Consider the following 22,409-nt stretch of genomic DNA (forward strand, 5'->3'; position numbering starts at 1 on the left):
GTAAATGAGCAATATTAATTTAATTGATTCCTTTCAGGAATTCAAAGATTTTAAGAACATTGACCGCCCTACCATGATGAGCGTGCTGGAAGACGTTTTCAGAAGCATGATCAAAAAGAAATATGGTAACGACGAAAATTGCGACGTAATTGTTAACACCGACAATGGTGACTTAGAAATATGGCGCACCCGCCAGATTGTTGAAGACGGATTTAGCGAGGATGATGATCTGGAAATTGAACTGGCCGAAGCAAAGCTGATTGACGAGGATTACGAGGTTGGCGACGAGCATGTTGAGCAGATAACGCTGGAGAGCTTTGGCCGCCGTGCAATACTGGCAGCCCGCCAAACCCTGGTATCAAAAATACTGGAGTTGGAGAAAGACGAGATCTTCAAAAAATATAAAGACCGCGTGGGCGAGATAGTTACCGGCGAGGTTTACCAGGTTTGGAAAAAAGAAACCCTGGTGCTTGATGATGAAGGCAATGAGCTTTTATTACCAAAAACCGAGCAGATACCTGCCGACTACTTTAAAAAAGGCGACAGCGTTAAAGCTGTAGTATCAAAGGTTGATATGTTGAACAGCAACCCGAAGATCATAATTTCACGTACCGCGCCTGAATTTTTGCAGCGTTTGTTTGAGCAGGAAGTTCCGGAGATATTTGACGGTTTGATCACCATTAAAAAGATTGTTCGCGAACCGGGCGAAAGAGCTAAAGTTGCGGTTGAATCATACGACGACCGTATTGACCCTGTAGGTGCCTGCGTAGGTATGAAGGGTTCACGTATACATGGTATCGTTCGTGAGTTGAAGAACGAGAATATTGACGTGATTAACTTTACCAATAACATTCAACTATATATTCAGCGTGCCTTATCGCCTGCCAAGATAACTTCAATAAAGCTTGACGATGAGAAAAAAACTGCCGCTGTTTACTTAAAGCCCGACCAGGTATCACTGGCCATTGGCCGCGGTGGCCATAACATTAAACTTGCCGGTAAACTAACCGGTTATGAAATTGATGTTTACCGCGAAGCGGATGAATTGGAAGAGGATGTTGATATTGAAGAATTCTCGGATGAGATTGACAGTTGGATACTTGATGAGTTCAAACGTGTTGGTTTAGATACCGCCAAGTCGGTTTTAGGCCTTAGCGTTGATGAATTAGTTAAACGTACTGACCTTGAAGAAGAAACTGTAAAAGAGGTTCTGTCAATATTGCAAGCGGAATTTGAATAAAATCAATTAAGCCGATATAAAATCGTATTTTTGCAAATATTACAAGCAGAGAAAGAATAATAAATGTCAGAAGACAAAAGCATAAAATTAATAAAAGCAGTAAAGGAACTGAACATTGGTATGGGTACCATTGTCGACTTTCTGGCTTCCAAAGGGTTTAAAGTTGAAAAACAACCTATGGCGAAGCTTGACAGCGATATGTATACCACCTTGTTAAAGGAATTTGCTGCGGATAAAAGCATTAAGGAAGAAGCTAAACAGATCAGCATAGGCAAGATCAGGAAAGATGAAGTGCCTGCCACTTCTGATAAACCTGCCGAGCCACGCCGCTCAAAGGAATTTGAGAATGAGGAGATACTGATTAAAAACGCGGGTAACTTTACTGCTCAGCAACCCGAAAAAACAAAACTGGCTGAACCTGCCGCGCCTGCTAAAACAGACGACCGCGGGGATAACCTGCCCGGCGTAAAAGTAGTAGGTAAAATTGACCTTAACAACTTGAATGCAAGGCCGCAAGCCGCTGCGCCAAAACCTGCCGAACAGCCAAAACCGCAACCAGCACCGGAACCAACTCCTACCCCCGAAGTAAAACCGGAGGTTAAAGCTGAAGTGAAACCGGAATCGGTTACAGCCGCCCCTCCTGTTAAGGAAGAAGCTCCTGCTGTTAAGGCGCCTGAAGCGCCAAAAGCGGAACCGGTAGTTGCTGCTGCTGAGAACAGGCCATCTGCTCCTGCTCCGCAACCGGCACAACCACAAGCTGCGGCTCCGGCACCTGAAACACCGGTAAATGATCCGAACCATGTAATACGCGCCAAGGCTGAACGCCTTACCGGCCCTAATATTGTTGGTAAAATTCAGCTTCCGGTTAATGAGCCGAAGCGTAACCCGGTGGCATCATCATCAAACCCTAACTCAGCCGACCATAAACGCAAAAGAAAGCGTAAAGAAGGCGGAGGCCCTAACCAACCCGGAGGCCAGCAACAAGGCGGTCCTGGGCAACAAGGACAAGGCCAGGGTCAGAACGGGCCGGGTGGCCGCCCTGATTTCAGGAACCGTAATAATAATACCGGTGGTGGCAACAACAGGCCGGATAACCGTAACAGAACCGCTCAGCCGAATACCCCGAAAGAGGAACCGACTGAAAAGGATATACAAGACCAAATTAAGGCAACACTTGCCCGCCTGAGCGGTGCAGGTAAATCAGGTAAGTTTGCACAGCGTGCAAAATTCCGTCGCCAAAAACGTGATGACGTAGCAGCCAATGCGGAAGAGCTGGCCATGGAACAGGAAGCACGCTCAAGGGTATTAAAAGTTACCGAGTTTGTAACCGCCAATGAGCTTGCATCAATGATGGATGTCGCGGTAACGCAGATCATCTCTACTTGTATGAGTCTGGGCATGTTCGTATCCATCAACCAAAGGCTGGATGCGGAAACACTGACCATAGTTGCCGACGAGTTTGGTTACCAGATTGAGTTTGTTAAACCGGAAGACGAGGAAGCTAACCTTGAAGAGGTTGACAACCCGGCTGACCTGATCCCCCGTGCACCGATCGTTACCATTATGGGTCACGTTGACCACGGTAAAACCTCATTGCTCGACTTTATACGCAACACCAACGTAATTGGCGGTGAGGCCGGTGGTATAACCCAGCACATTGGTGCCTATGAGGTTACCCTGCCTGAAAATAAAGGCAAGATCACCTTTTTGGATACCCCGGGTCACGAAGCCTTTACGGCGATGCGTGCACGTGGTGCCCAGGTAACAGATATTGTTATTATTGTGATAGCTGCTGACGATAGCGTGATGCCGCAAACCCGCGAGGCCATAAACCACGCGCAGGCTGCCGGTGCACCGATCATCTTCGCTTTTAACAAAATAGATAAACCGGGAGCTAATGCCGATAAGGTACGTGAGCAACTGGCTACCATGAACATATTGGTTGAGGAATGGGGCGGTAAATACCAGTCGCAGGAAATTTCAGCCAAATCAGGCCTTAACGTTGATAAACTGCTCGAAAAAATATTGCTCGAAGCGGAATTGCTTGAACTAAAAGCCAACCCTAACAAACGTGCCGTAGGTACCGTTATTGAGGCAGCCCTGGATAAAGGCCGTGGTATTGTTACTACGGTGCTTGTACAAGCCGGCCGCCTTAAAGTGGGCGACCCGATACTGGCAGGTTGTTACAGCGGCCGTGTTAAAGCTTTAACCAATGAGCGTGGTATGCGTGTTGAATCAGCAGGCCCATCAACACCGGTACAGGTGCTGGGTATGCAGGGAGCCCCTACCGCGGGTGATAAATTCAACGCGATGGACAGCGAGCCGGAAGCACGTGAAATTGCCAACAAACGTTTGCAATTACAACGCGAACAAGGTTTACGCACGCAGAAACACATCACGCTTGATGAGATCGGCCGCCGTTTGGCAGTGGGTAACTTCAAGGAGCTTAACATCATTGTTAAGGGTGACGTGGATGGCTCTATCGAGGCATTGTCTGACTCGTTGCTGAAACTGTCTACCGAGCAGATACAGGTTAACATCATCTCTAAAGCAGTAGGCCAGATCTCTGAATCTGACGTATTGTTAGCTTCGGCATCTGACGCGATCATCATCGGTTTCCAGGTACGCCCATCAGGCAGTGCCCGTAAACTGGCCGAGCAGGAGCAGATCGATATCAGGCTGTACTCTATCATCTACGACGCGATCAACGAGATCAAGGCCGCGATGGAAGGTATGCTTGCACCGACATTTGAAGAGAAGATCGTGGCTAACGTAGAGATTCGCGAAACCTTCAAGATCAGCAAGGTGGGTACCATTGCAGGTTGTATGGTACTGGATGGCAAGATCACCCGTAACAGTAAGATCCGCATCATCCGCGAGGGTGTTGTTATCTACACCGGCGAACTGGCATCACTTAAACGTTATAAAGACGATGTGAAAGAAGTAAGTACCGGTTACGAGTGCGGTTTAAACATTCAAAACTTTAATAATATTGAAGTAGGCGACATTGTTGAAGCTTACGAAAATGTTGAAGTAAAACGTAAGTTAGCGTAACTTATCAAACACTGATATACTTAAAGGCTTGCCATTCGGCAGGCCTTTTTTGTTGTGTGGCAATACTCCACCAAAATATTTTATTAAATATTTGCATAATTACGAAATATTCGTAGATTTACGATATAATAGTAATTTGAAATGGAGAAACTTACCCAACAGGAAGAAGAGGCTATGCAAGTGGTATGGCAAGCCGGGCAAGGTTTTGTTAAGGACTTTCTGGATTTAATGCCCGAGCCTAAACCACCTTACACTACCCTGGCATCAACCATAAAAAACCTGGAAAAAAAGGGTTATGTACAAAGCGAAAAGCTGGCCAACTCCTACCGTTACTCCCCGCTGGTAAAAGCTGAAGAATATAAACGCAAATTTATGAAAGGCTTTGTACAGGATTACTTTAAAAGTTCATACAAAGAGCTGATCGCGTTTTTTGCGAAGGAAGAGAAAATTAGTGCCGATGAATTGAAGGAGATCATCAGCATGATTGAAAAAGGTGATAACCATAAATCATAACGCTATGCCTGCCCTGTTTATATACCTAATAAAACTATCATTAAGTATTGCCCTGATCTACCTTTTTTACTATGTAGTATTACGCAGGCTCACCTTTTACAACCTTAACCGCTGGTACCTGGCTGGCTACACAATGCTTTGCTTCATCATTCCGTTGGTTGATGTATCAACTTTCACCGCTACCACAGGCCAGCAATCAATCATACATTATGTGCCGTCAGTACAATCGCTTACCGAAAAAAGCATGGAGCAGCCCCTTACCAACGTAAGTGATACTATAAACTGGTGGCTGTTTGCCGCATATGCTTTGGCTGCAGGCTCAATATTTATGCTGATCCGCCTAATAGGGCAACTATTCGCGCTGCGACGGATCAAACTAAAAGCCATACCCATTGGTGATGGCGAAACCCCAATTTATCATACTGATAAAAACGTTACGCCCTTCTCCTTCGGTAATGCCATCTACCTCAACAAAAACCTGCATACCGAAGCCGAACTTGAGGAGATCATATTGCATGAATATGTGCACGTAAAGCAGCGGCACACGCTTGATATTTTACTTGCCGAACTGCTTTGTATAGTAAACTGGTACAACCCCTTCGCCTGGCTTATCAGGCACAGCATCCGCCAAAACCTGGAATACATTGCTGATGACAATGTGGTGAATACCGGGCTTGATAAAAAAGCTTATCAATATCACCTGCTTAAAGTGATCGGTATTCCACAATACCGCATAGCTAACCAATTTAATTTTACATCCCTAAAAAACCGTATCATCATGATGAACAAAGTACGCTCAGCAAAAATCAACCTGCTTAAATTTATGTTTATACTGCCCTTGCTGGCGGTTACCCTTGTAGCCTTCCGTAACCAGCTTATGCCGCAGCAAAAGGACGAGATGACCTACGCTGTAATATTTTATGATATAGATACTAAAGAGCGATTGGCTGATGTAGAAGTAAGTGAGATATATGGTAATAAAAGCTACAATGCCGATGCAAAAGGTTATGTAGCTATACCGATAAGTATACAAAAAGATAAAGCCCTTCACATAAGCCTTAACTTTAAAAAGAATGGCTACCTAAAATCCGAGCGCCGCTTTCAGTACCCTGTTTATAGAAAACATGAAAAAGCAGTTATCGAGTTAATAGGGCTAAGTAAAAATAAAAATGCCAACTGCAAACAATGCGATAAATTTTCAGCTATCATGCAAGCATCTTCCAACACAGGGTCAGCGTTAAAAACTGATGCTTATAAGTTTTATAATTTACTGTCTAAAAGCAAATCTGTTAGGCCAACTACAAAAAAACAAGCTGCTGTAAAACGGCCATTGGCAAGCAGAAGTCAGAAAACGAAACTGTTCAAAGCATCCGTTTCAATAACCGAGAAAGGTAAAACTAAAACATCATTCAGCGCCGAGGATTCGCTGGTGATAGATACCACCAGAAAGATGATGACCTTGTATGGAAAAGTAAAAATTCAGGATGCCGGAAATACCATCACCGCCAGCAAGGTAACTATACCGCAGCATGCCTGGATGGGCTGGACAACCGCGCTGCTTTTTATTGATCATACCGAACACCCAATAGAAGACCTGCAAACTATTGATGAGAAAAGCATTGTATCTATAGAGGTATTAAAAGATGCTACGGCCACCGCTCTCTACGGTTCAAGAGGTGGCAATGGAGTAATTTTACTAACAACTAAAAAACCAAAAGGAACCTACAACTAACCCCTAAGCCCTTAATATATTACCGGCAAAAGTTTGCCAGTGCGGGGCTGACAGTCCATGTCGGGCGGCCAGCCCTACCACAAAATTACGGGCCTTATCTAATAAGCTACCATCGGTATTAGGTTTCTCGTTACGGCCATGCACTTCGGCGCTGAGCTTGTTTCCGCTGCGCTCCACGATGAAAGTATTGGTTGATTCGTGGCTAAAAAAGTGTGCTACTTCGCCCTGCGTATGCGGATTGGCTACCGGGCGTACGGTCATTACATAATACTCGCTATCGCCATTTTCATCCTCATGCTCATGTACTTCCTCAATGCGCACCCAATCATACCCATCGCCACCAGCCGGACCAGGGCCGGGCATATCGATATAAAAAATATCACCTTTCTCCGCCGCCTTATAAGTTACATTACCCTGTGCATCGGTAATAGCGAATGTTGAACCTGCCTGCCCTACAAACTGGTGCCAGTTACCTACATCTTTAAGCCGGTTTTTTACCAGCATAAAATGCTTGTGGGCCTCAGCGTACGAACTTTGCCCTATAAATTCAACAATATCATTATGCTCCCCTTCTTTCTGTTCAGGAATAAATTTAGCGGTAGCCTCCATGCGGTATATTTTGGGTGATAACAAACCAAGAGCAACTGTGTTCGGTAAAATATTAATTAAACTTGCTATTGCAGCAGCAACTTGAGGTTGATACCAAAGTTGGTGAACGAGGTATTAAAGCTTTGCGAGGTGTAAGGGCGGGTAATGTTCGAATCGTAAAAGATGTTCAGGTTAAAGCGCTGGTTGATCACATAATCAATTGCCGGGCGCAGGGTAATGTTTTGCGCGCCTGATGATACTTCGGCGGCCTGTACATCAGCCCGATAGATCAGCGTTTTATTATCGCGCAGTGCCACATCCAGCTTAAAGTTCACATCATTATTATTGCGCGAGTTACCGAATAACCCGAACGGAAATTTGAATTTAGTGGTACGATAACCAAAGCCCAACACCACAATACTTTCATTCAACTGCGCTAACTGGCTGTTCAACAAGCTCAGGCTCAGTGTACGGCTTTTACGGTATTCAAAATTAGCCGTCATGCTGTTTTTAAAACGAACGTCCATACCTACCAGCGGCACAAATTGCTCAAATATGGTTACCTGCGAAAACTGGTAATAAGGCAAAAAGTCAGCATCAATATCCCGTGAAGCTACCGCGCCGTTCTGCTCCTGGTATTGCAGCAGTGTAGTGTAGCCATTTACGTTGTAGGATGAACGGTAACCATGCCTCAGATCGAACGAGTCGAACACATCCGAGAGCAGCGGCATACGGCTTAATCCGCTGTAATTGATCTGCCAGTTGGGTATCGGGGTTGAGGGGAACGGATTAAGGTTATAATTCGACGCGTTTTTACCCGTATAAGCCGCCAGGAACGAGGTAACCAATACATCCTGTGAGTTTGGCCCGTAACCATCGGCATAACCACCTGTAACACCTGCCGAGTTAGGATTCGCCCTTCCCAAACGCTGCGATACCACCTGCCTGTTTTGAAGGAACTGCTGGAACACGCCCGATATATTGTCAATTCCGCTCGTTCCCTTAAACGCCGTACCCAGCGACAGGAATGACACGCTGTAGCTGCCCGTAGTAACCGGACTCAGCTCCTCAAACTGGTTTGACGATTGCTGAAACTTGTAATTGGACTGAAAGTTTCGATCCTTAGTTCGGAAGGCGATCAATTCGATACGCAGATCCTTAAACGGCTCAATAGTGCCTTTTAGCCTGATGTCTTCGTTATAGGTTTTTACATACAACTGGTTTTGCAGCGAGTCGGTAGAGAGCCATCCGTTGGCTACCGCCTTGGCGCGAATATCAGCCTGGCTACCCAGTACAAAACCCAGTCCCGGCGAACCATAACCCAGATCCTGCCCAAACACATCTGTTATCGGGAGATAACCGGGCAAGAAGGTGCCCTCGGTACGGGTTAGCGTACCGCTGAGGTTTTTGATACTGGTGAGCAGCCCTATTAAAATATTGCCTTTACTATTCGGGTTATTAGCCTTGCGGATGAATGGGAACTTATTGTACAGGCTTACAAAATTAAGCGTAGGGTTGAGCTGCACCGTACGCGCGTTCTGTATACTGTTACCTACCGCCAACTGCGGATCGCGCAGGGAAAACTCCGGTTGCGATTGCCAGTTAAAGTGCGTGCTATAACGCAATATGGCCGATGTCCAGTTCAAACCCGGTATCTTGCTGATCGGCGTGGTATAGTTAAAGTTTAAGGTGTGGCTGTAGTTGGTGGTACGCCCCAGGCTCTTGAGGTTCTCCCACAAGGTATCGCGCTTCAAACCGTTAATGCGCCCCGCAGGCTCATCAACCACCGAGAGGTTGGTGGCATCAATATCCATTTGTAATGATTTGGAGATGTTCCAGCCGATACCGTATACCCGGGTAATGTTAAAGTTTTTGTTAAACGTGGTCGGAATGGTACTTGCCGGTATGGCGATAGCATTAAGCGGATCATTATTCAGCCGCAGGGTATTTTCCGAATAAAACCTGTCGAAATTGATACTGAAGTTCAACCTTGACGGCAGTAAACTAAAGTTAATATCGCGAAACAGGGCCAGCAGGTTGCTTTTGATACGCTTCTCAAAAGGCGCGTAATATTTAGGCTGATTGCTGTAATTATAAGCCAGGCCAAACCGGTAGGTTTTTTGCAGATCGAGCTCGGTAACGTAATCATGATGTTGATACTCGGTATAGGCATAGCTCACGCTCAAGTTCTCCACATCCCATATACGTACCGCTGCCGATGGATTGGTGCGGGCCTTGTGTACGTTGGTAAAGTTAAAGCTTTTACGAACGGTATAATTTTCAGACACCTTGCGTATCGAATCGCGCTGTAGTTCGCTTTTGGCGGCGGCCAGCCTGTCTTTTAGTTCAATATCACCGCTGGCAGGGTCAAACTGCGGTGTGCCTTTTTGGGTCGATACATTGATGTAAGCCGGTATGCGTATCCCACTCTTATCCGGAAAGAACTTGCCCAGTTCGGCATTGGCGGCTACATCAAGCAACTGGTTATCGCTGCGGCTACGCTCGCTCACCCGCGAATCCAGTGCGCCAAAACCAATGGTGCTCTTACTGCCCGATACGGTTACATCGGCAAAGTCGGCCAGCTTGGCATTAAAGCGCACGGCAGCAGCCCATCCCCCACGCTGGTCAAAATCGGTTAAACGCAATTCATCATACCATAAGGTGGCGGTTTTATCAAGGCCGTCATCGTTATCGTTTGTTTTTAACGGGTTACGGATGCCCAGCATGATAGTGCGCAAACGGCTCAGATCCGGCTGCCCTTTGATCAATACCTTTTTGCCGTTCTCCACATAAGTATATATCGTGTTAAGCGGTACCCCGGCATTATTACGCGCCAGCTTGGCACGGGTAAGCAGGGCCAGTTCCAGGTCTATCTGGTTTTGTTCGGGCCATATCGCACCGGGGTCACGGGTGCCGGGCTGGGTAATTTTAAGTGGCACTTCGTATTCGTAATAGTTATCCTGGTAATCAACGCCTAAACGGATGAAAGCACTGATGTCATTATCCTTTAACTGATCACCCTCGGCATGTACAAATGCCTGCAGTTTTTTGTATGAGCGCAAATCGTTATAAAAAGTTTTAAACGCCGCCTTTGAGTAACCATCGCGCAGGCGGTCAACATGTAAGGATAGCGACTGCTCGTTCAGCAGCGTATTGGTTTTTAAGTTATTATAATTACGCTGACGGTTGATGCCCGGCGGCACTACATACGGTATCGGCGTACGGTTACCGTTCTCCTCCAGGTTTACGGCCTGTACATCAATTATGCGGTTATCCGGCGTGGGGTTGGCGATGCCGGGGTCGGCAATAATATTCAGCGGATTATTCTCGCGGTTAAACGCCCGCCACTCGCCGCGTACCAGTTGCAGAGTAGCAAAACGCATCACCGCGGTATCGGCAAAGTTGGTGAGGAACATACGCATAAAACGGATAGCCTTAAAATCCTGAATGTTGCCTACGGCCTGCTCATATTCATTGATCGGTATCCGGAATTGGTACCAGGTTACCGCCTGCGTGTTGCCATCAACCAGCTTTACCTGCGAGGTTACTTTATCCGTAATAAAATTCTGGCCAACCAGCATATCCGCCGGGCGTAATGATACCCGGTACTGGAAGTATTCATCCGTTTGGCTCATGTTATTATCGCGGTTAATGTCCTCCCCGTCAGGCAGCGGGGTTGATGCCGAGGTGGTAACACCCAGTTCGCTTTGCGATTGCTCGGTAGTTTTGGAGTTGCCCTCGGTACCGTTAAACTTCAGGTAACGATCCATAATAGGCACCGATGCCTGGTTAAGCTCCGGCCCCTGATAGTACTGAAAATTATCGGATGACGGGTCGGCAGCATATTGGGTGGCGGCCTGGGTACTTAGTTGGCCGTTTACCTGCTGTACTACGGTGGCAAACTTATTACGCTCGTCACCATCGTTCAATCCATCCAAACCTACATCCTGGCGGGTACGGGCGGCGGGGTCAGTATCAAAGGCGTTAATTACCGGTTGTAGCCGGGTTACGCGGCCCCAGGCGGTTTCATCAACCTTGGTAAAATCATTATCCACCGGTAAACCATTCTCTAAACTTTTGCGACCATCCTTCAATATATCTTCGGAGATACTGCCGAGATTGAAATACAAATCGCCGCCGGGTGAATTTGGTTTATAGATAAACGGATCGAGCATCCAAAACTCAATATAGCCTACGTTGAGCGATTCAAAATCGTTAGTTTCCAGCTTGCGGAAAATACCGCCCCAGCGTGAGCGTGGATTTTGCAGCGTACCGTCGTTATTAATGCCGGTTGTAGTGTAGTTGTATTGCCCGCGCAGATTAGGGTAAAAAGCCAGGTTAAAGGTTGGCAACAGCAAGGGCTGCCCGGTTACCGATTGCCGATACGGGAACACCTCGGTTTCTAAAACCTGCCTTACATAATGGTTAGATAGCTCGGCACGGGTAACATTAAGTGAGCCCGCGCTGTTATAAAATATCGGGTCGATATTATAAAACGCCAGCCGGGCACGGTTGTAACCATAGCGCAGGTCGTCGTTAAACTCCGATTCGCCGAACAATTGCGGCGTGCCCGAGATCTGCCAGTTAATATAACTTTTTACATCGATCACTGATTTGCTGTTCTCAAAGTCATCGAGGTACGAAGTACCGTTTTTTGAACCCGCATAAGTGAGCGCGCCGGGTGCGCCGGGCAATAACTGCGCAAATTCGCCGCTCACGTTAAAAGATGATTCCTCTTTGGTATTGATGAAGGGTATTTTATCAACCCAACGGGTAAGCAGTCGTGATTTTGAGGAATAATTGCCATCAAAACCCCAGATGGTGTTGGAGATCGACTCCGACCCTACCGCCTCATTTTGCGATATGGGTTGCTCGGTAAGGTGCATCATGGTAGCACCCAAAGCCAGCTTATCACTCGCAAAGTAATCTAAACGGGTACCAAACAAGGTTTTTTGCTGTACGCCGAAAAGCTCATTGTTTTCCAGCTTGATATTGATAGGCTGCCCTGATGATAGCAGTGCCTGGTTTATTATGCGTAAACGCCCGGCACTGTAATCAACCGTGTAATCAGTACCCTCGGTAAGTACCAGCGTGCCCGCAGTTACCACTACCGAGCCCTGCGGAATATTGGTGGCATTCAGCAAATACTCTGATCCGCCCTGCGAACTATAGGTACCTTTTATAATATAGCGGTTAAGCTGCGGAAAGTATTGCTGCGCGATGGTTCTTGTAGAATCATACAGTGGCTGGTAAACGTAACGCCGGGATATATCTGTTTCGCCGGGCAATATTTTAGCGGCCAGGTCATTGCCAAAGGGCTCTACCTGCGGAAACATCACCCGCCCCTGCTGCGAATCAATGGTAACACCCTCAATAAAATCAAAATACCCATCGGGCTCACGGTCGTTCTGTATATTCAGGTTATCGAGGCCGGTAATACTCAGCCACAATTTTTGGTTCAGGTTCTGCCCTTCATCGGCCACATACTCTTCAACACTGCTCTTATCATCCAAACGGGCAACGCGCAGCCTGAAATCTGTCGGACTGATCTGGAAAGCGCCCAGCGAGTAAATATTTTTCATCATCAGATCCCATGATGGCAGCCGGGGTTTCAGGAGTTCGTTCTTTAACAGCTTTACATACAATACCCGGGGCGTATTCGGGTCAACAGATACATCGCTGGAAAACTCCCCCACCTGGTAAGTTTGGCCGTTATAGGTATATTGATAGGCTACGGCCAGCACCTCGTCATTATTTAAAGGATAATTGAGGGATATATAGCCCAACTGTGAGTGCAGCGTAAACTCCCTGTCGGTTAATTTACGGGCGTAGGTAAGCTTGGCAAAGTTATCGGTATTACCGGTACTACGGAACAGGTTGGCTACATCATTGGAGTTGGTTTGCCGTGCCGATGCAGGTAATTGGCTTAACAGGTTGTTAGATTGCTGCGGAAACCCCGGACCGGAGAAAGCCGCCGGCAAGCCGGATGTGCCGGGTTGCACAATGGTGGTGTTGTACGGCCTGTTCTCCCCCAAATCGAGGAAGGCCACAATATCACGCGAATCAGTGGTATTATTAGTGCGGTTGGTTGTCCAAACCTCAATTTTAGTAATGTTGATATTGGAGCTGATAAGCGGCAGGTTACGCAGCGCGTTGTTATAATTATTGCGGAAATACTGCGCCAAAAAGTAGTGCTTGTTGGCCTCATAATCGGCAGCGGTAACCCTGAACTCCCCCTGCTGCTGCCCGTTAGTAATGGTTATGGTGCGCGACTGCGAACGCTGCTGCGAAAAAATGCTCGTAACATCCAACCGGCCAAAACGTAGCTTGGTTTTTACACCGAATAATGCCTGGCTACCTGTAATAAGCGAGGTATTGAGCGGCATGCTTACGTTACCGGCCTCTATTTTTTGGATAATATCGTCTTCCCTGCCCGTATAATCCAGTTTAAATTGGTTATCAAACTGGAACTGGGCATCGGTATTGTAATTGGTGGTTATCTTGAGCCGGTCGCCAATGTTACCGGTAACGTTTAATTGTATACGCTGATCAAAATTAAAGTTGAACTGGCTGCGCTGGCGCGAATTAAAAAGCGGGTTTTGATTTTTGTTGATCTGCCCGGCCAGGATCATTTCGGCAGAACCCTGTGGCTTGATGCTGATCTCATTACTGCCAAAGATCTTTTCAAACGTTCGTCCCCGAACTTTTATGCGCGGCACAAAACCTTCCTGTTGTGAATCATAAGCATATTGATCCGCAGACGAACGGAAGTTCTGCCGGATAGATTCTTTTTGCGTCAGGCGCAGGTATTCAGCAAAGCTGATATAACGCGGCGGGCGCAGCAGCAAATTACCAACCCGCTCAATAAGTACATACTGATTGCTTACCGGATCATACTCCACGCTGCGATCCAGGTTGGGCGGATCAGGCAAAAAATACCCTTCACGTGAACGCTGGCTGCGCGATTGAGGTGCCTTGATAGGAACACGCACTTTAGTGCTATCCTTTTTTACCGGTTTTTGCTGCGCAAACGCATTGCCCAACCCCCATAAAAGGCAGCACAAAGCAACACGAAGAAAAAATTTTCCGGTAAAAATTCCTTTCAAAAGCAAAACTTAAATAATGGGTAATTTATGTACTTTTTAAATCACACTAAGTATTCATACCCATAAATATTGTTGCGGGTTTAACTTTATCAGGGAGATAAAACATAAGCAAGCGGGCTACCAAATAGCCCGCGCTATTATAAACTTTTTAACGCGAACTTGATCAACTGCTCAACCGTAAGCTCTTCGCTGCTGCGCTTAATTTCCTGATCCAATACCTTTTCGGCTACGTTGCGGGTAAAACCAAGGGTTACCAGCGCGGTAAGCGCTTCGTCCTTTACGGTTTTGTTCACTACAACACGGGTTAGGGTATCAGGGCCTTCCTTACGCAGCTTATCCTGCAGCTCCAATATAATGCGCTGCGCGGATTTTGGGCCTATGCCCTTAATACGCTGTATAAGTGAAACGTTACCATCAACTATAGCCGCCTGTATCTCATCAGGGGTGATGGACGACAGCATCATGCGCGCGGTGTTGGGCCCTATGCCCGATATGGAAATTAAATGCAAAAACAAACGCCTTTCTCCCTCTTCAGCAAAACCATACAATGTATGGGCATCCTCTTTTACGTGGAGCCACGTAAAAAGTTTAACGGCCTCACTATTCAGTTGTGAGAAAGTATTGAGCGAAATATGGATATGATAACCCACCCCCCCGGTTTCAATTACCACATAGGCCGGGTTTTTAAAGGCCAGCTTGCCACTTATATAAGCGTACATTTATTTGCGTTTTGATAAGATTTGAGCTGCTTTTTCTTTCTCCTGCGCGTCAATAACGGCGATGGTAACCATGTTGACGATTTCCCTTACCGAACTGCCTAACTGCAGCACGTGTACCGGCTTTTTCATGCCCAGCAATATCGGGCCCACAGCTTCGGCTCCACCCAGTTCCTGCAATAGCTTGTAAGCGATATTGCCTGATTCGAGGTTAGGGAAGATAAGCGTGTTGGCAGGTTTGCCGTTAAGGGTTGAAAACGGGAAATTATCAGCCAGCAGGTCGGCATTCAGGGCAAAGTTGGCCTGCATATCACCATCAACCACCATTTGCGGATATTTTTGGTGTAGCATTTTTACCGCCTTACGACTTTTTTCGGGCACATCACCATCATTTGATCCAAAGTTTGAGTAAGACAGAACCGCTATCCTCGGGTCAACACTAAACTGGCGTACGGTGCGCTCAATAAGCACGGTAATATCTACCAGTTCTTCAACCGTTGGGTCAACATTAACGGTGGTATCCCCAAAAAATACCGGGCCTTTCGGCGTGATCATCAGGTACATACCGGCTACACGGTTAACGCCATCCTCAATACCGATAATCTGTAAAGCAGGTTTTATGGTAGTCGCGTAATTTTTAGTCAGGCCGGATATCAGCGCGTCGGCCTCACCAAACTGCACCATGCAGGCACCGTAATAGTTACGGTCGGTTATCATCTTACGGGCTTCGAGCAAAGTTACCCCGCGGCGCTGGCGTTTTTTATAAAGGTATTGCGCATACTCTTCAAACCGTTCGCACTTACCCTCGCGCGGATCAATGATCTGCACATCATCCAGATCAAGGTCATTCTCGCGGATGATCTTCTTTATCTTGTCGATATTACCCAGCAGTATCGGTTGGGCAATACCATCGTCTTTCACTATCTGCGCGGCACGTAAGATTTTGTAAGTATCGGCCTCGGCAAATACCACCCTTTTTGAGTTTTGCTTGGCCTTGCTGGTCAGGTTACGCAGCAGTTTATCATTACCGCCTAAGCGGGTACGCAGTTCCTCGGCATAAGCATCCCAATCGGTAATTGTTTTCCGGGCAACGCCGGATTCAATAGCCGCTTTAGCCACCGCCGCCGATACCTCGGTAATAAGGCGCTGGTCCATCGGCTTAGGGATAATATAATCCCTGCCGAATTTCAGGTTGGTGATGTTGTAAGCCAGGTTCACTTCTTCCGGTACCGGCTTTTTAGCCATCTCGGCAATGGCGTGTACCGCGGCAATCTTCATCTCCTCGTTAATAGCGGTCGCGCGCACATCAAGCGCGCCGCGGAAAATGTATGGAAAGCCCAGTACGTTGTTTACCTGGTTAGGAAAATCGCTGCGGCCTGTAGCCATAATAATATCCTTACGGGCGGCAACAGCCAGGTCAAAATTGATCTCGGGTTCCGGGTTAGCCATGGCAAATACCACGGGATTCTTGGCCATTACCTTCAGCATATCCGGCGTAACCACGTTACCTGCCGAAAGGCCGACAAATACGTCAGCACCCTTCATGGCATCGGGCAATGTTTTAATATCCTTACGGTCAGTAGCGAATTCAAGGCGGATCTCGTCAAGATCAGTACGGTCTGGCGTTAGCACACCATTGATATCAAACATCACCAAGTTCTCTTTTTTAACCCCCAGCGACAGGTACATTTTTGAGCAGGAAATGGCCGCGGCACCCGCGCCGTTCACTACCATCTTTATTTTATCAAGCTTTTTACCCTGTATCTCGCAGGCGTTCATCAGCGCGGCACCGGATATGATGGCCGTGCCATGCTGATCATCGTGCATTACCGGGATGTTCATCTCGGCTTTAAGCCTGCGCTCTATCTCAAAACAGGTCGGGGCCGATATATCTTCGAGGTTAACGCCGCCAAAAGTGGGCTCAAGCGCCTTAACTATATTTACAAATTCATCAACCGATTTCGCGTTCAACTCCAGATCGAACACATCAATATCGGCATATATTTTAAAGAGCAAACCCTTACCTTCCATAACCGGCTTGCTGGCCTCGGGGCCAATATTGCCCAAACCCAATACGGCGGTACCGTTGCTTATTACCGCAACCAGGTTGCCTTTGGCGGTATACTTATAAACGTCATCGGTATTTTCGGCTATACGCAGGCATGGCTCGGCAACGCCGGGCGAATAAGCCATAGTAAGATCGCGCTGAGAGTTGGTAGGCTTGGTGGGTACTACCTGTATTTTACCGGGACGGCCCTTGGCATGGTAATCAAGGGCATCCTGTTTACGGTTGGGTTTATTCATCATCTCAAATTAAAGGTCAACAGGTCAAAATTACAATACTTTTAGCAAGCACTGCAAGTATAATTACCACCTGTTGATAATGAGACGATTATATTTTATACGCCGCTTATTTTAAGCGTCATTCCGGGTTGAATGCGGCCTTTGCGTAAACCGTTAAGTTCTTTTATTTTTTCAACCGAGGCACCCTCAAACTTGGCGGCAATTTCACTAAGCGTATCGCCGCGCTTTACTTTGTAGGTAATGGATTCCTTAATTTTTTTAGCTGATTTAGCCGGAACTTCAACTTCCTGCGGCGCACTTAAACGTAGTGTTTGGCCGGTAACAGCCCTGTTGCCGCGCAGGTTATTCCACACTTTTAAATCCTGCACTTCAATGCCATAACGGTCGGCAATGGCACCCAGTGTTTCGCCACGGCGAACTTTATGGCGTGTTGCCTTACTTACCGGCGCTTCGGCATCTTCGCCACCCTCAGTACTTCTGTTTGAGGCAAAGCGAACCTTAGCAGGGGCGTTAAAGCCCGCGCCATTAAGCGCTTCGTACAAGGCAGCATAATTTTCTTTAGCGGCCTGCGGTATCACTAAGCGGCGTGGCAATTGTGCCGTACCATTAACAATTTGCTTTTTGTATGCCGGGTTCAGCAGGCAAAGTTCTTTCATATCCACATCAAGCACTTTGGCAATGCCTTGCAGCGGTACAAACTTGTTTACCATCACCGTATCTGTTTTTACGGAGAAGTTGCAGGCTTGCGGCGTTATGTTGTGGTGTTTATAATAATTCATTACATAAGCCATGGCGATAAACGCGGGCACGTAGCCACGGGTTTCAGCAGGCAGGTACGGGCGTATCGACCAAAAATCATTAGCCCCCGCTTTTTCAATGGCCCTGGTTACCGCGCCCTTACCGCAGTTGTAGGAGGCAATGGCCAGCAGCCAGTCGCCAAACTCCTGGTAAGCATCGCGCAGGTAAGCCGCGGCGGCGTAGCTCGCTTGTATCGGGTCCTTGCGGTCGTCTACATAATTATCCATTGATAAACCGTACAGGCGTGCCGTAGCGAACATGAATTGCCACGGACCGGTAGCGCCCACACGCGACACGGCGTTAGGGTTAAGTTCTGATTCTACAATAGAAAGGAATTTGATCTCCTCAGGCACTCCCATATCACGAAATGCTTTTTCGTAGATAGGGAAATAGTATTGTGATTTGCCTATTACCTCGGCCATACCACCCCTGCGGCGGGTATAGGCATCGATATAGCTTTGTACATACTCGTTGTAATCAAGCTGTATATCTTTTTGTACAGAGTCTAACCGGCGTTTAAATATGCTGAACTCCTGGTTGGCCGGGGGAATTACCTGTGCCGCTATTGGCACGATAATGGTGTCTTTTTGTTGCTGAAAGCCTGACGTAGCGGCTATCCTTAAAAATTTGTATCTGCCGGAGTCGAGTGAATTTGCTTTAACAAGCTGTATGGCTAAAACGCAGATAAAAAACGTAAATAATCTCTTCATTCCTTAGGGGATTTTTATACGGTTAGCAATGCGCATGGTTACGCAATATACTAAGGTATTAAATTTTTATAGCTTGAGGAAATATTCAGCGAAGTTGAATAGCTCCTGCTCTGCAAAGTGCTTGGCTAACAATTGTAACCCTAACGGCAATCCCTTACTATTATTGCCTGCCGGCAGCGAAATAGCCGGCACGCCCGCCAGCGATGCCTGTACGGTAAATATATCCGCCAGGTAAGATCGTACCGGGTCTGTTTCGCCTTTGCCTATCTCAAAAGCGGGTTCGGGCGCGGTTGGCACTAATAGAAAGTCGTATTGGTTGAGTATTTCTTCTGTTTTGGTACGGATAAGCTGACGTACTTTTTGCGCTTTGGCATAGTAGGCATCGTAATAACCGGCACTAAGCACAAAGGTGCCCAGCATAATACGGCGTTTAACTTCCTTACCAAAACCCTCAGAACGTGATTTTTTGTAGGTGGATTGCAAATCGGTAGCTTCCGGACTGCGGTAGCCGTAATGTACGCCATCATACCGTGCCAGGTTTGATGATGCCTCGGCCGTGGCCAGTATATAATAGGTAGGCACCAGGTAATCCAGGTATTCAAAACTGACAGGCTCAACGGTATGCCCTTCGGCACGCAGCTTGTCAATAGTGTTTACTAATGCGGCTTTAACTTCAGTATCTACCCCCTCACTGGTTACAGCCTCCTGCAAATAAGCGATGCGCTTTTTAGATGAATCGGCTACGACAGGGGCAGCGTTAACCGCTTTGCGCGATAGTGTGCTGTCGTATTCGTCAACACCGGCCATAATCTCATATAACAAGGCAGCATCTTCAACCGAACGGGTGATCGGCCCTACCTGGTCAAAAGACGATGCGTACGCGATAATGCCGTGGCGTGATATACGTCCGTAAGTAGGCTTAAAGCCTATCATCCCGCAAAATGACGCGGGTTGGCGTACCGAGCCGCCTGTATCAGTACCAATAGCGGCATGGCACATATTGGCCTGCACAGCTACTGCCGAACCGCCTGATGATCCCCCCGAAACACGGGTAGTATCCGCGAAATTGTGTACAGGGCCATAATATGAATTCTCATTAGCGGCACCCATGGCAAACTCGTCGCAATTGCAACGGCCTATAATAACGGCATCCTCGGCAAGCAAACGCTTAACTATGGTTGATGAAAATATGGAAGTAAAATCAGACAGGATTTTTGAAGAGGCTGATACCTTATGGCCTTCATAACAAATATTATCCTTAATGGCGATAACCATACCGGCCAGCTTACCGGCCACCCCTTCTTTTATGCGGGCATCCACCTGCCGGGCATGCGCGGCGGCTTCATCAGCAAACACCTCGTTAAAGGCATTCAGGTGCGCGTAAGTATCAATTTGTTCAAGATAACCGGCAACCAGCTTTTCAACCGTCGCCTCTCCGCTTTGTAACTTACTTTTAATTTCAGTTAAAGAGGAATAGAATTTAGCCATGGGGCTAAAATAAAAAACTTATCTGTTGAATGTATAATTAATTCAACAGATAAGTTTTAAATACCTTTTTTCGCAGATAGCGAACTTACGAAACCTTATGAATTGGCTTTTGTAGTGTTTGTTGTATGCTCGTTGGTATGCGTAGCGGTAACATTGTCATCAGATGGATTGTTGCTCGCATCTTTAAACTCCTTAACACCCTTGCCTAAACCTCGCATAAGCTCAGGGATTTTTTTACCCCCAAACAGCAACAAGATCACCACAACGATTACAATAATTTCCGGTGTTCCTAATCCCATGATCTTTTAATTTTATAGTATGATAAATAATTCTGTTCAATATTAGCCTTTGTACTCAAACGTGTTAGCCGGCCTGCTGCTAAAATCAGGCTTTTTTATTTCAGGCTGTTCATCAGCACTGTTATCATCATGATGAACAACAGCAACCTCTGTTTCAGTATGTACGTTATTTTCAGGCTCGTGGTTGTTGTTGCTTTCAGTTATTTCTGCAACTGGTGTATTTTCTTCGGCAACAGGTATATTTTCTTCAGTGGCAGGCTCAACAGCCGCTATTTGTTTTGGCTTGGTTTCCCGGTCATCATCAAAAGTATTGATCTGCTTATTGATCTCCCTTTTCACATCTTCTGATGCATCCTTAAAATCGCGGATGCCCCTGCCCAGGCTTTTGGCCAGGCCCGGTAATTTATCGCCGCCGAATAAAAGCAGCGCTACAAAAAATATCAGCATCAGTTCGCCCGTACCAATATTTAAAAACAAAAAAACTGAATTGTGCATGATATTCAATTAGCTTACAAATATATACAATTACTATCTTATATAGTTTCCTATTTAATCAGGCGCGAGCCATATTTTAGGATTAACCGGTGTTTGGCCTTTGTACAAATCAAAGTGCACCTCGGTTTCGCCGGTGGCCCCATCAGTAGCTACAACACCTACAGCTTGCTTGGTACTAACCTTTTGCCCGCGTGATACACTTGCCGAGCGCAGGTTTGAGTAAGCCGTAAAATACTCACCGTGCCTTATAACTACCAGGTAGGTACCGCTTACGTTAACTACGTTACTTACCTCGCCATTAAACACCGCACGTACAGTAGCGCCGCTGCCTGTACGTATATCAACCCCGGTATTCTCGGTTTTGATGCCTTCTATATAATACGTACCAAAGCCCTGAGTTATTGTGCCGCTGGCTACGGGCCAAGGCAAACTACCACGATTACCTAAAAAGTCATTGGATAAACGGGCGGCTTCGGGAGTTGCATTCAACACATCGCTATTGCTTGAGCTTTTGGTGATCTCTTTTGGTTTATTGGCCGCAACCGGTGCCGGTTTGTTATCCCTTTCGGCTGCCGCTATCCTTGCACGTTCAGCCGCCGCACGTTCACGAGCTTCGGCTTCAGCCTTACGCCTTGCCTCGGCAATTTCCTTACGGATGGCCGATGATATCTGCCTGTTGATAGCGCTGATCTGCTTGGATTTGGTACGCTGCTGCTGCTTAAGGTAGCCCTGCTGTTTGGATAGTTTGCTTACTACCACTACCTGGTCTGACCGTTGTTTGTCCAAATTTCTTTTTTCCTTCTCCTGATCCTCTAACAGCGTACGCTTTTCTTTTTTAGTACGATCGAGCACATTGATCTTGATACCCAGATCCTTTTGTGTGCCTTGTATCGATTCGGCCTGTCGCTGGCGGTAGTTGCCAAACTGCTGCAAATATTTTAACCTTTTGTAAGCCTGGTTAAAATCGTTAGCGGCAAAAACGAACATCAGCTTGTTATACGCGCTTTTATTATGGTAGGCAAACAGCACCATCCCGGCATAATCCTTTTTTAACTGATCGAGCTGGCCCTGCAGGGTATGTACAGTGTTGGTATTTTCTGAAATCTGGTTATCCAGGTTACGCACCTCGCTGTTAATGGTGGTAATTTTATCTTCGCGCAGGTTAATTTGCGCTTTCAGGATGTTGAGTTGCTTTAATGAAACGCTTTTATCCTTTCTCACTTTATCATATTCGCGGTTAAGCTCGGCAAGTTCATCGTTAAGCTTTTCGCGGCGGCGCTTTAATTCGGCACTGCTTTGCGCAAACGAATTTACGGCCATGCAGGTGCAAATAAAGATCAGTATCAGTCTAAAAAATTTCATTAAG

The 22,409-nt window shown here is 46.7% G+C and carries 13 protein-coding genes; 4 read left to right on the forward strand and 9 right to left on the reverse strand.

Annotation, left to right across the window (positions count from 1 at the left end):
• The first annotated feature begins 4 nt into the window (after positions 1 to 4).
• The 4 genes from nusA (at position 5) to AC3WJC_RS13655 (ending at position 6,539) form a co-directional block, all read left to right on the forward strand.
• Positions 5 to 1,240 carry a transcription termination factor NusA gene (nusA, locus tag AC3WJC_RS13640; RefSeq protein WP_492399664.1) on the forward strand — a complete coding sequence of 412 codons (1,236 nt, stop codon included), beginning with the start codon at positions 5 to 7 and terminating at the stop codon, positions 1,238 to 1,240.
• Positions 1,241 to 1,303: 63 nt separating this feature from the next.
• Positions 1,304 to 4,294 (forward strand): translation initiation factor IF-2, encoded by a 2,991-nt coding sequence (gene infB, locus AC3WJC_RS13645; RefSeq protein ID WP_492399665.1) that lies wholly within the window; start codon positions 1,304 to 1,306, stop codon positions 4,292 to 4,294.
• A 141-nt stretch (positions 4,295 to 4,435) separates the two neighbouring features.
• Positions 4,436 to 4,807, forward strand: coding sequence for a BlaI/MecI/CopY family transcriptional regulator (locus AC3WJC_RS13650; RefSeq protein WP_492399666.1), 372 nt, complete (start codon positions 4,436 to 4,438; stop codon positions 4,805 to 4,807).
• Positions 4,808 to 4,811: 4 nt separating this feature from the next.
• The gene (locus tag AC3WJC_RS13655; RefSeq protein WP_492399667.1) at positions 4,812 to 6,539 is read left to right on the forward strand and encodes a M56 family metallopeptidase; all 1,728 of its coding nucleotides are present in this window, start codon (positions 4,812 to 4,814) and stop codon (positions 6,537 to 6,539) included.
• A 3-nt stretch (positions 6,540 to 6,542) separates the two neighbouring features.
• Here AC3WJC_RS13655 and AC3WJC_RS13660 read toward each other — a convergent pair whose 3' ends face one another.
• From AC3WJC_RS13660 to AC3WJC_RS13700, 9 genes are all read right to left on the reverse strand, one after another.
• Positions 6,543 to 7,148, reverse strand: coding sequence for a hypothetical protein (locus AC3WJC_RS13660; RefSeq protein ID WP_492399668.1), 606 nt, complete (start codon positions 7,146 to 7,148; stop codon positions 6,543 to 6,545).
• A 65-nt stretch (positions 7,149 to 7,213) separates the two neighbouring features.
• Positions 7,214 to 14,233, reverse strand: coding sequence for a T9SS outer membrane translocon Sov/SprA (gene sov, locus AC3WJC_RS13665; protein ID WP_492399669.1), 7,020 nt, complete (start codon positions 14,231 to 14,233; stop codon positions 7,214 to 7,216).
• Positions 14,234 to 14,370: 137 nt separating this feature from the next.
• Positions 14,371 to 14,952, reverse strand: a complete 582-nt coding sequence (gene ruvA, locus AC3WJC_RS13670; RefSeq protein WP_492399670.1) for a Holliday junction branch migration protein RuvA — start codon at positions 14,950 to 14,952, stop codon at positions 14,371 to 14,373.
• Positions 14,953 to 17,253, reverse strand: coding sequence for an NADP-dependent malic enzyme (locus AC3WJC_RS13675; RefSeq protein WP_492399919.1), 2,301 nt, complete (start codon positions 17,251 to 17,253; stop codon positions 14,953 to 14,955).
• A gap of 95 nt (positions 17,254 to 17,348) precedes the next feature.
• Positions 17,349 to 18,761: a lytic transglycosylase domain-containing protein gene (locus tag AC3WJC_RS13680; protein ID WP_492399671.1), complete on the reverse strand. Its 1,413-nt coding sequence runs from the start codon at positions 18,759 to 18,761 to the stop codon at positions 17,349 to 17,351.
• Positions 18,762 to 18,827: 66 nt separating this feature from the next.
• Positions 18,828 to 20,249 (reverse strand): Asp-tRNA(Asn)/Glu-tRNA(Gln) amidotransferase subunit GatA, encoded by a 1,422-nt coding sequence (gene gatA, locus AC3WJC_RS13685; protein ID WP_492399672.1) that lies wholly within the window; start codon positions 20,247 to 20,249, stop codon positions 18,828 to 18,830.
• Between the two features lie 95 nt (positions 20,250 to 20,344).
• Complete coding sequence (locus tag AC3WJC_RS13690; RefSeq protein ID WP_492399673.1) at positions 20,345 to 20,548, reverse strand: Sec-independent protein translocase subunit TatA/TatB; 204 nt, start codon at positions 20,546 to 20,548, stop codon at positions 20,345 to 20,347.
• Between the two features lie 42 nt (positions 20,549 to 20,590).
• Positions 20,591 to 21,043, reverse strand: a complete 453-nt coding sequence (locus AC3WJC_RS13695) for a Sec-independent protein translocase subunit TatA/TatB (protein ID WP_492399674.1) — start codon at positions 21,041 to 21,043, stop codon at positions 20,591 to 20,593.
• Positions 21,044 to 21,097: 54 nt separating this feature from the next.
• On the reverse strand, positions 21,098 to 22,405 hold the full coding sequence (locus tag AC3WJC_RS13700; RefSeq protein WP_492399675.1) for a murein hydrolase activator EnvC family protein: 1,308 nt from the start codon (positions 22,403 to 22,405) through the stop codon (positions 21,098 to 21,100).
• Between the last annotated feature and the right edge of the window lie 4 nt (positions 22,406 to 22,409).

Source organism: Mucilaginibacter sp. FW306-07-L, assembly GCF_058782065.1.

What these genes read in the sequence shown, in the direction of transcription:
- infB (WP_492399665.1), top strand. Translation starts at nt 1,304, where the DNA reads ATGTCAGAAGACAAAAGCATAAAATTAATAAAAGCAGTAAAGGAACTG.
- AC3WJC_RS13655 (WP_492399667.1), top strand. Translation starts at nt 4,812, where the DNA reads ATGCCTGCCCTGTTTATATACCTAATAAAACTATCATTAAGTATTGCC.
- AC3WJC_RS13680 (WP_492399671.1), bottom strand. Translation starts at nt 18,761, where the DNA reads ATGAAGAGATTATTTACGTTTTTTATCTGCGTTTTAGCCATACAGCTT.
- ruvA (WP_492399670.1), bottom strand. Translation starts at nt 14,952, where the DNA reads ATGTACGCTTATATAAGTGGCAAGCTGGCCTTTAAAAACCCGGCCTAT.
- AC3WJC_RS13660 (WP_492399668.1), bottom strand. Translation starts at nt 7,148, where the DNA reads ATGGAGGCTACCGCTAAATTTATTCCTGAACAGAAAGAAGGGGAGCAT.
- gatA (WP_492399672.1), bottom strand. Translation starts at nt 20,249, where the DNA reads ATGGCTAAATTCTATTCCTCTTTAACTGAAATTAAAAGTAAGTTACAA.
- AC3WJC_RS13650 (WP_492399666.1), top strand. Translation starts at nt 4,436, where the DNA reads ATGGAGAAACTTACCCAACAGGAAGAAGAGGCTATGCAAGTGGTATGG.
- AC3WJC_RS13695 (WP_492399674.1), bottom strand. Translation starts at nt 21,043, where the DNA reads ATGCACAATTCAGTTTTTTTGTTTTTAAATATTGGTACGGGCGAACTG.
- AC3WJC_RS13690 (WP_492399673.1), bottom strand. Translation starts at nt 20,548, where the DNA reads ATGGGATTAGGAACACCGGAAATTATTGTAATCGTTGTGGTGATCTTG.
- nusA (WP_492399664.1), top strand. Translation starts at nt 5, where the DNA reads ATGAGCAATATTAATTTAATTGATTCCTTTCAGGAATTCAAAGATTTT.
- AC3WJC_RS13700 (WP_492399675.1), bottom strand. Translation starts at nt 22,405, where the DNA reads ATGAAATTTTTTAGACTGATACTGATCTTTATTTGCACCTGCATGGCC.
- AC3WJC_RS13675 (WP_492399919.1), bottom strand. Translation starts at nt 17,253, where the DNA reads ATGAATAAACCCAACCGTAAACAGGATGCCCTTGATTACCATGCCAAG.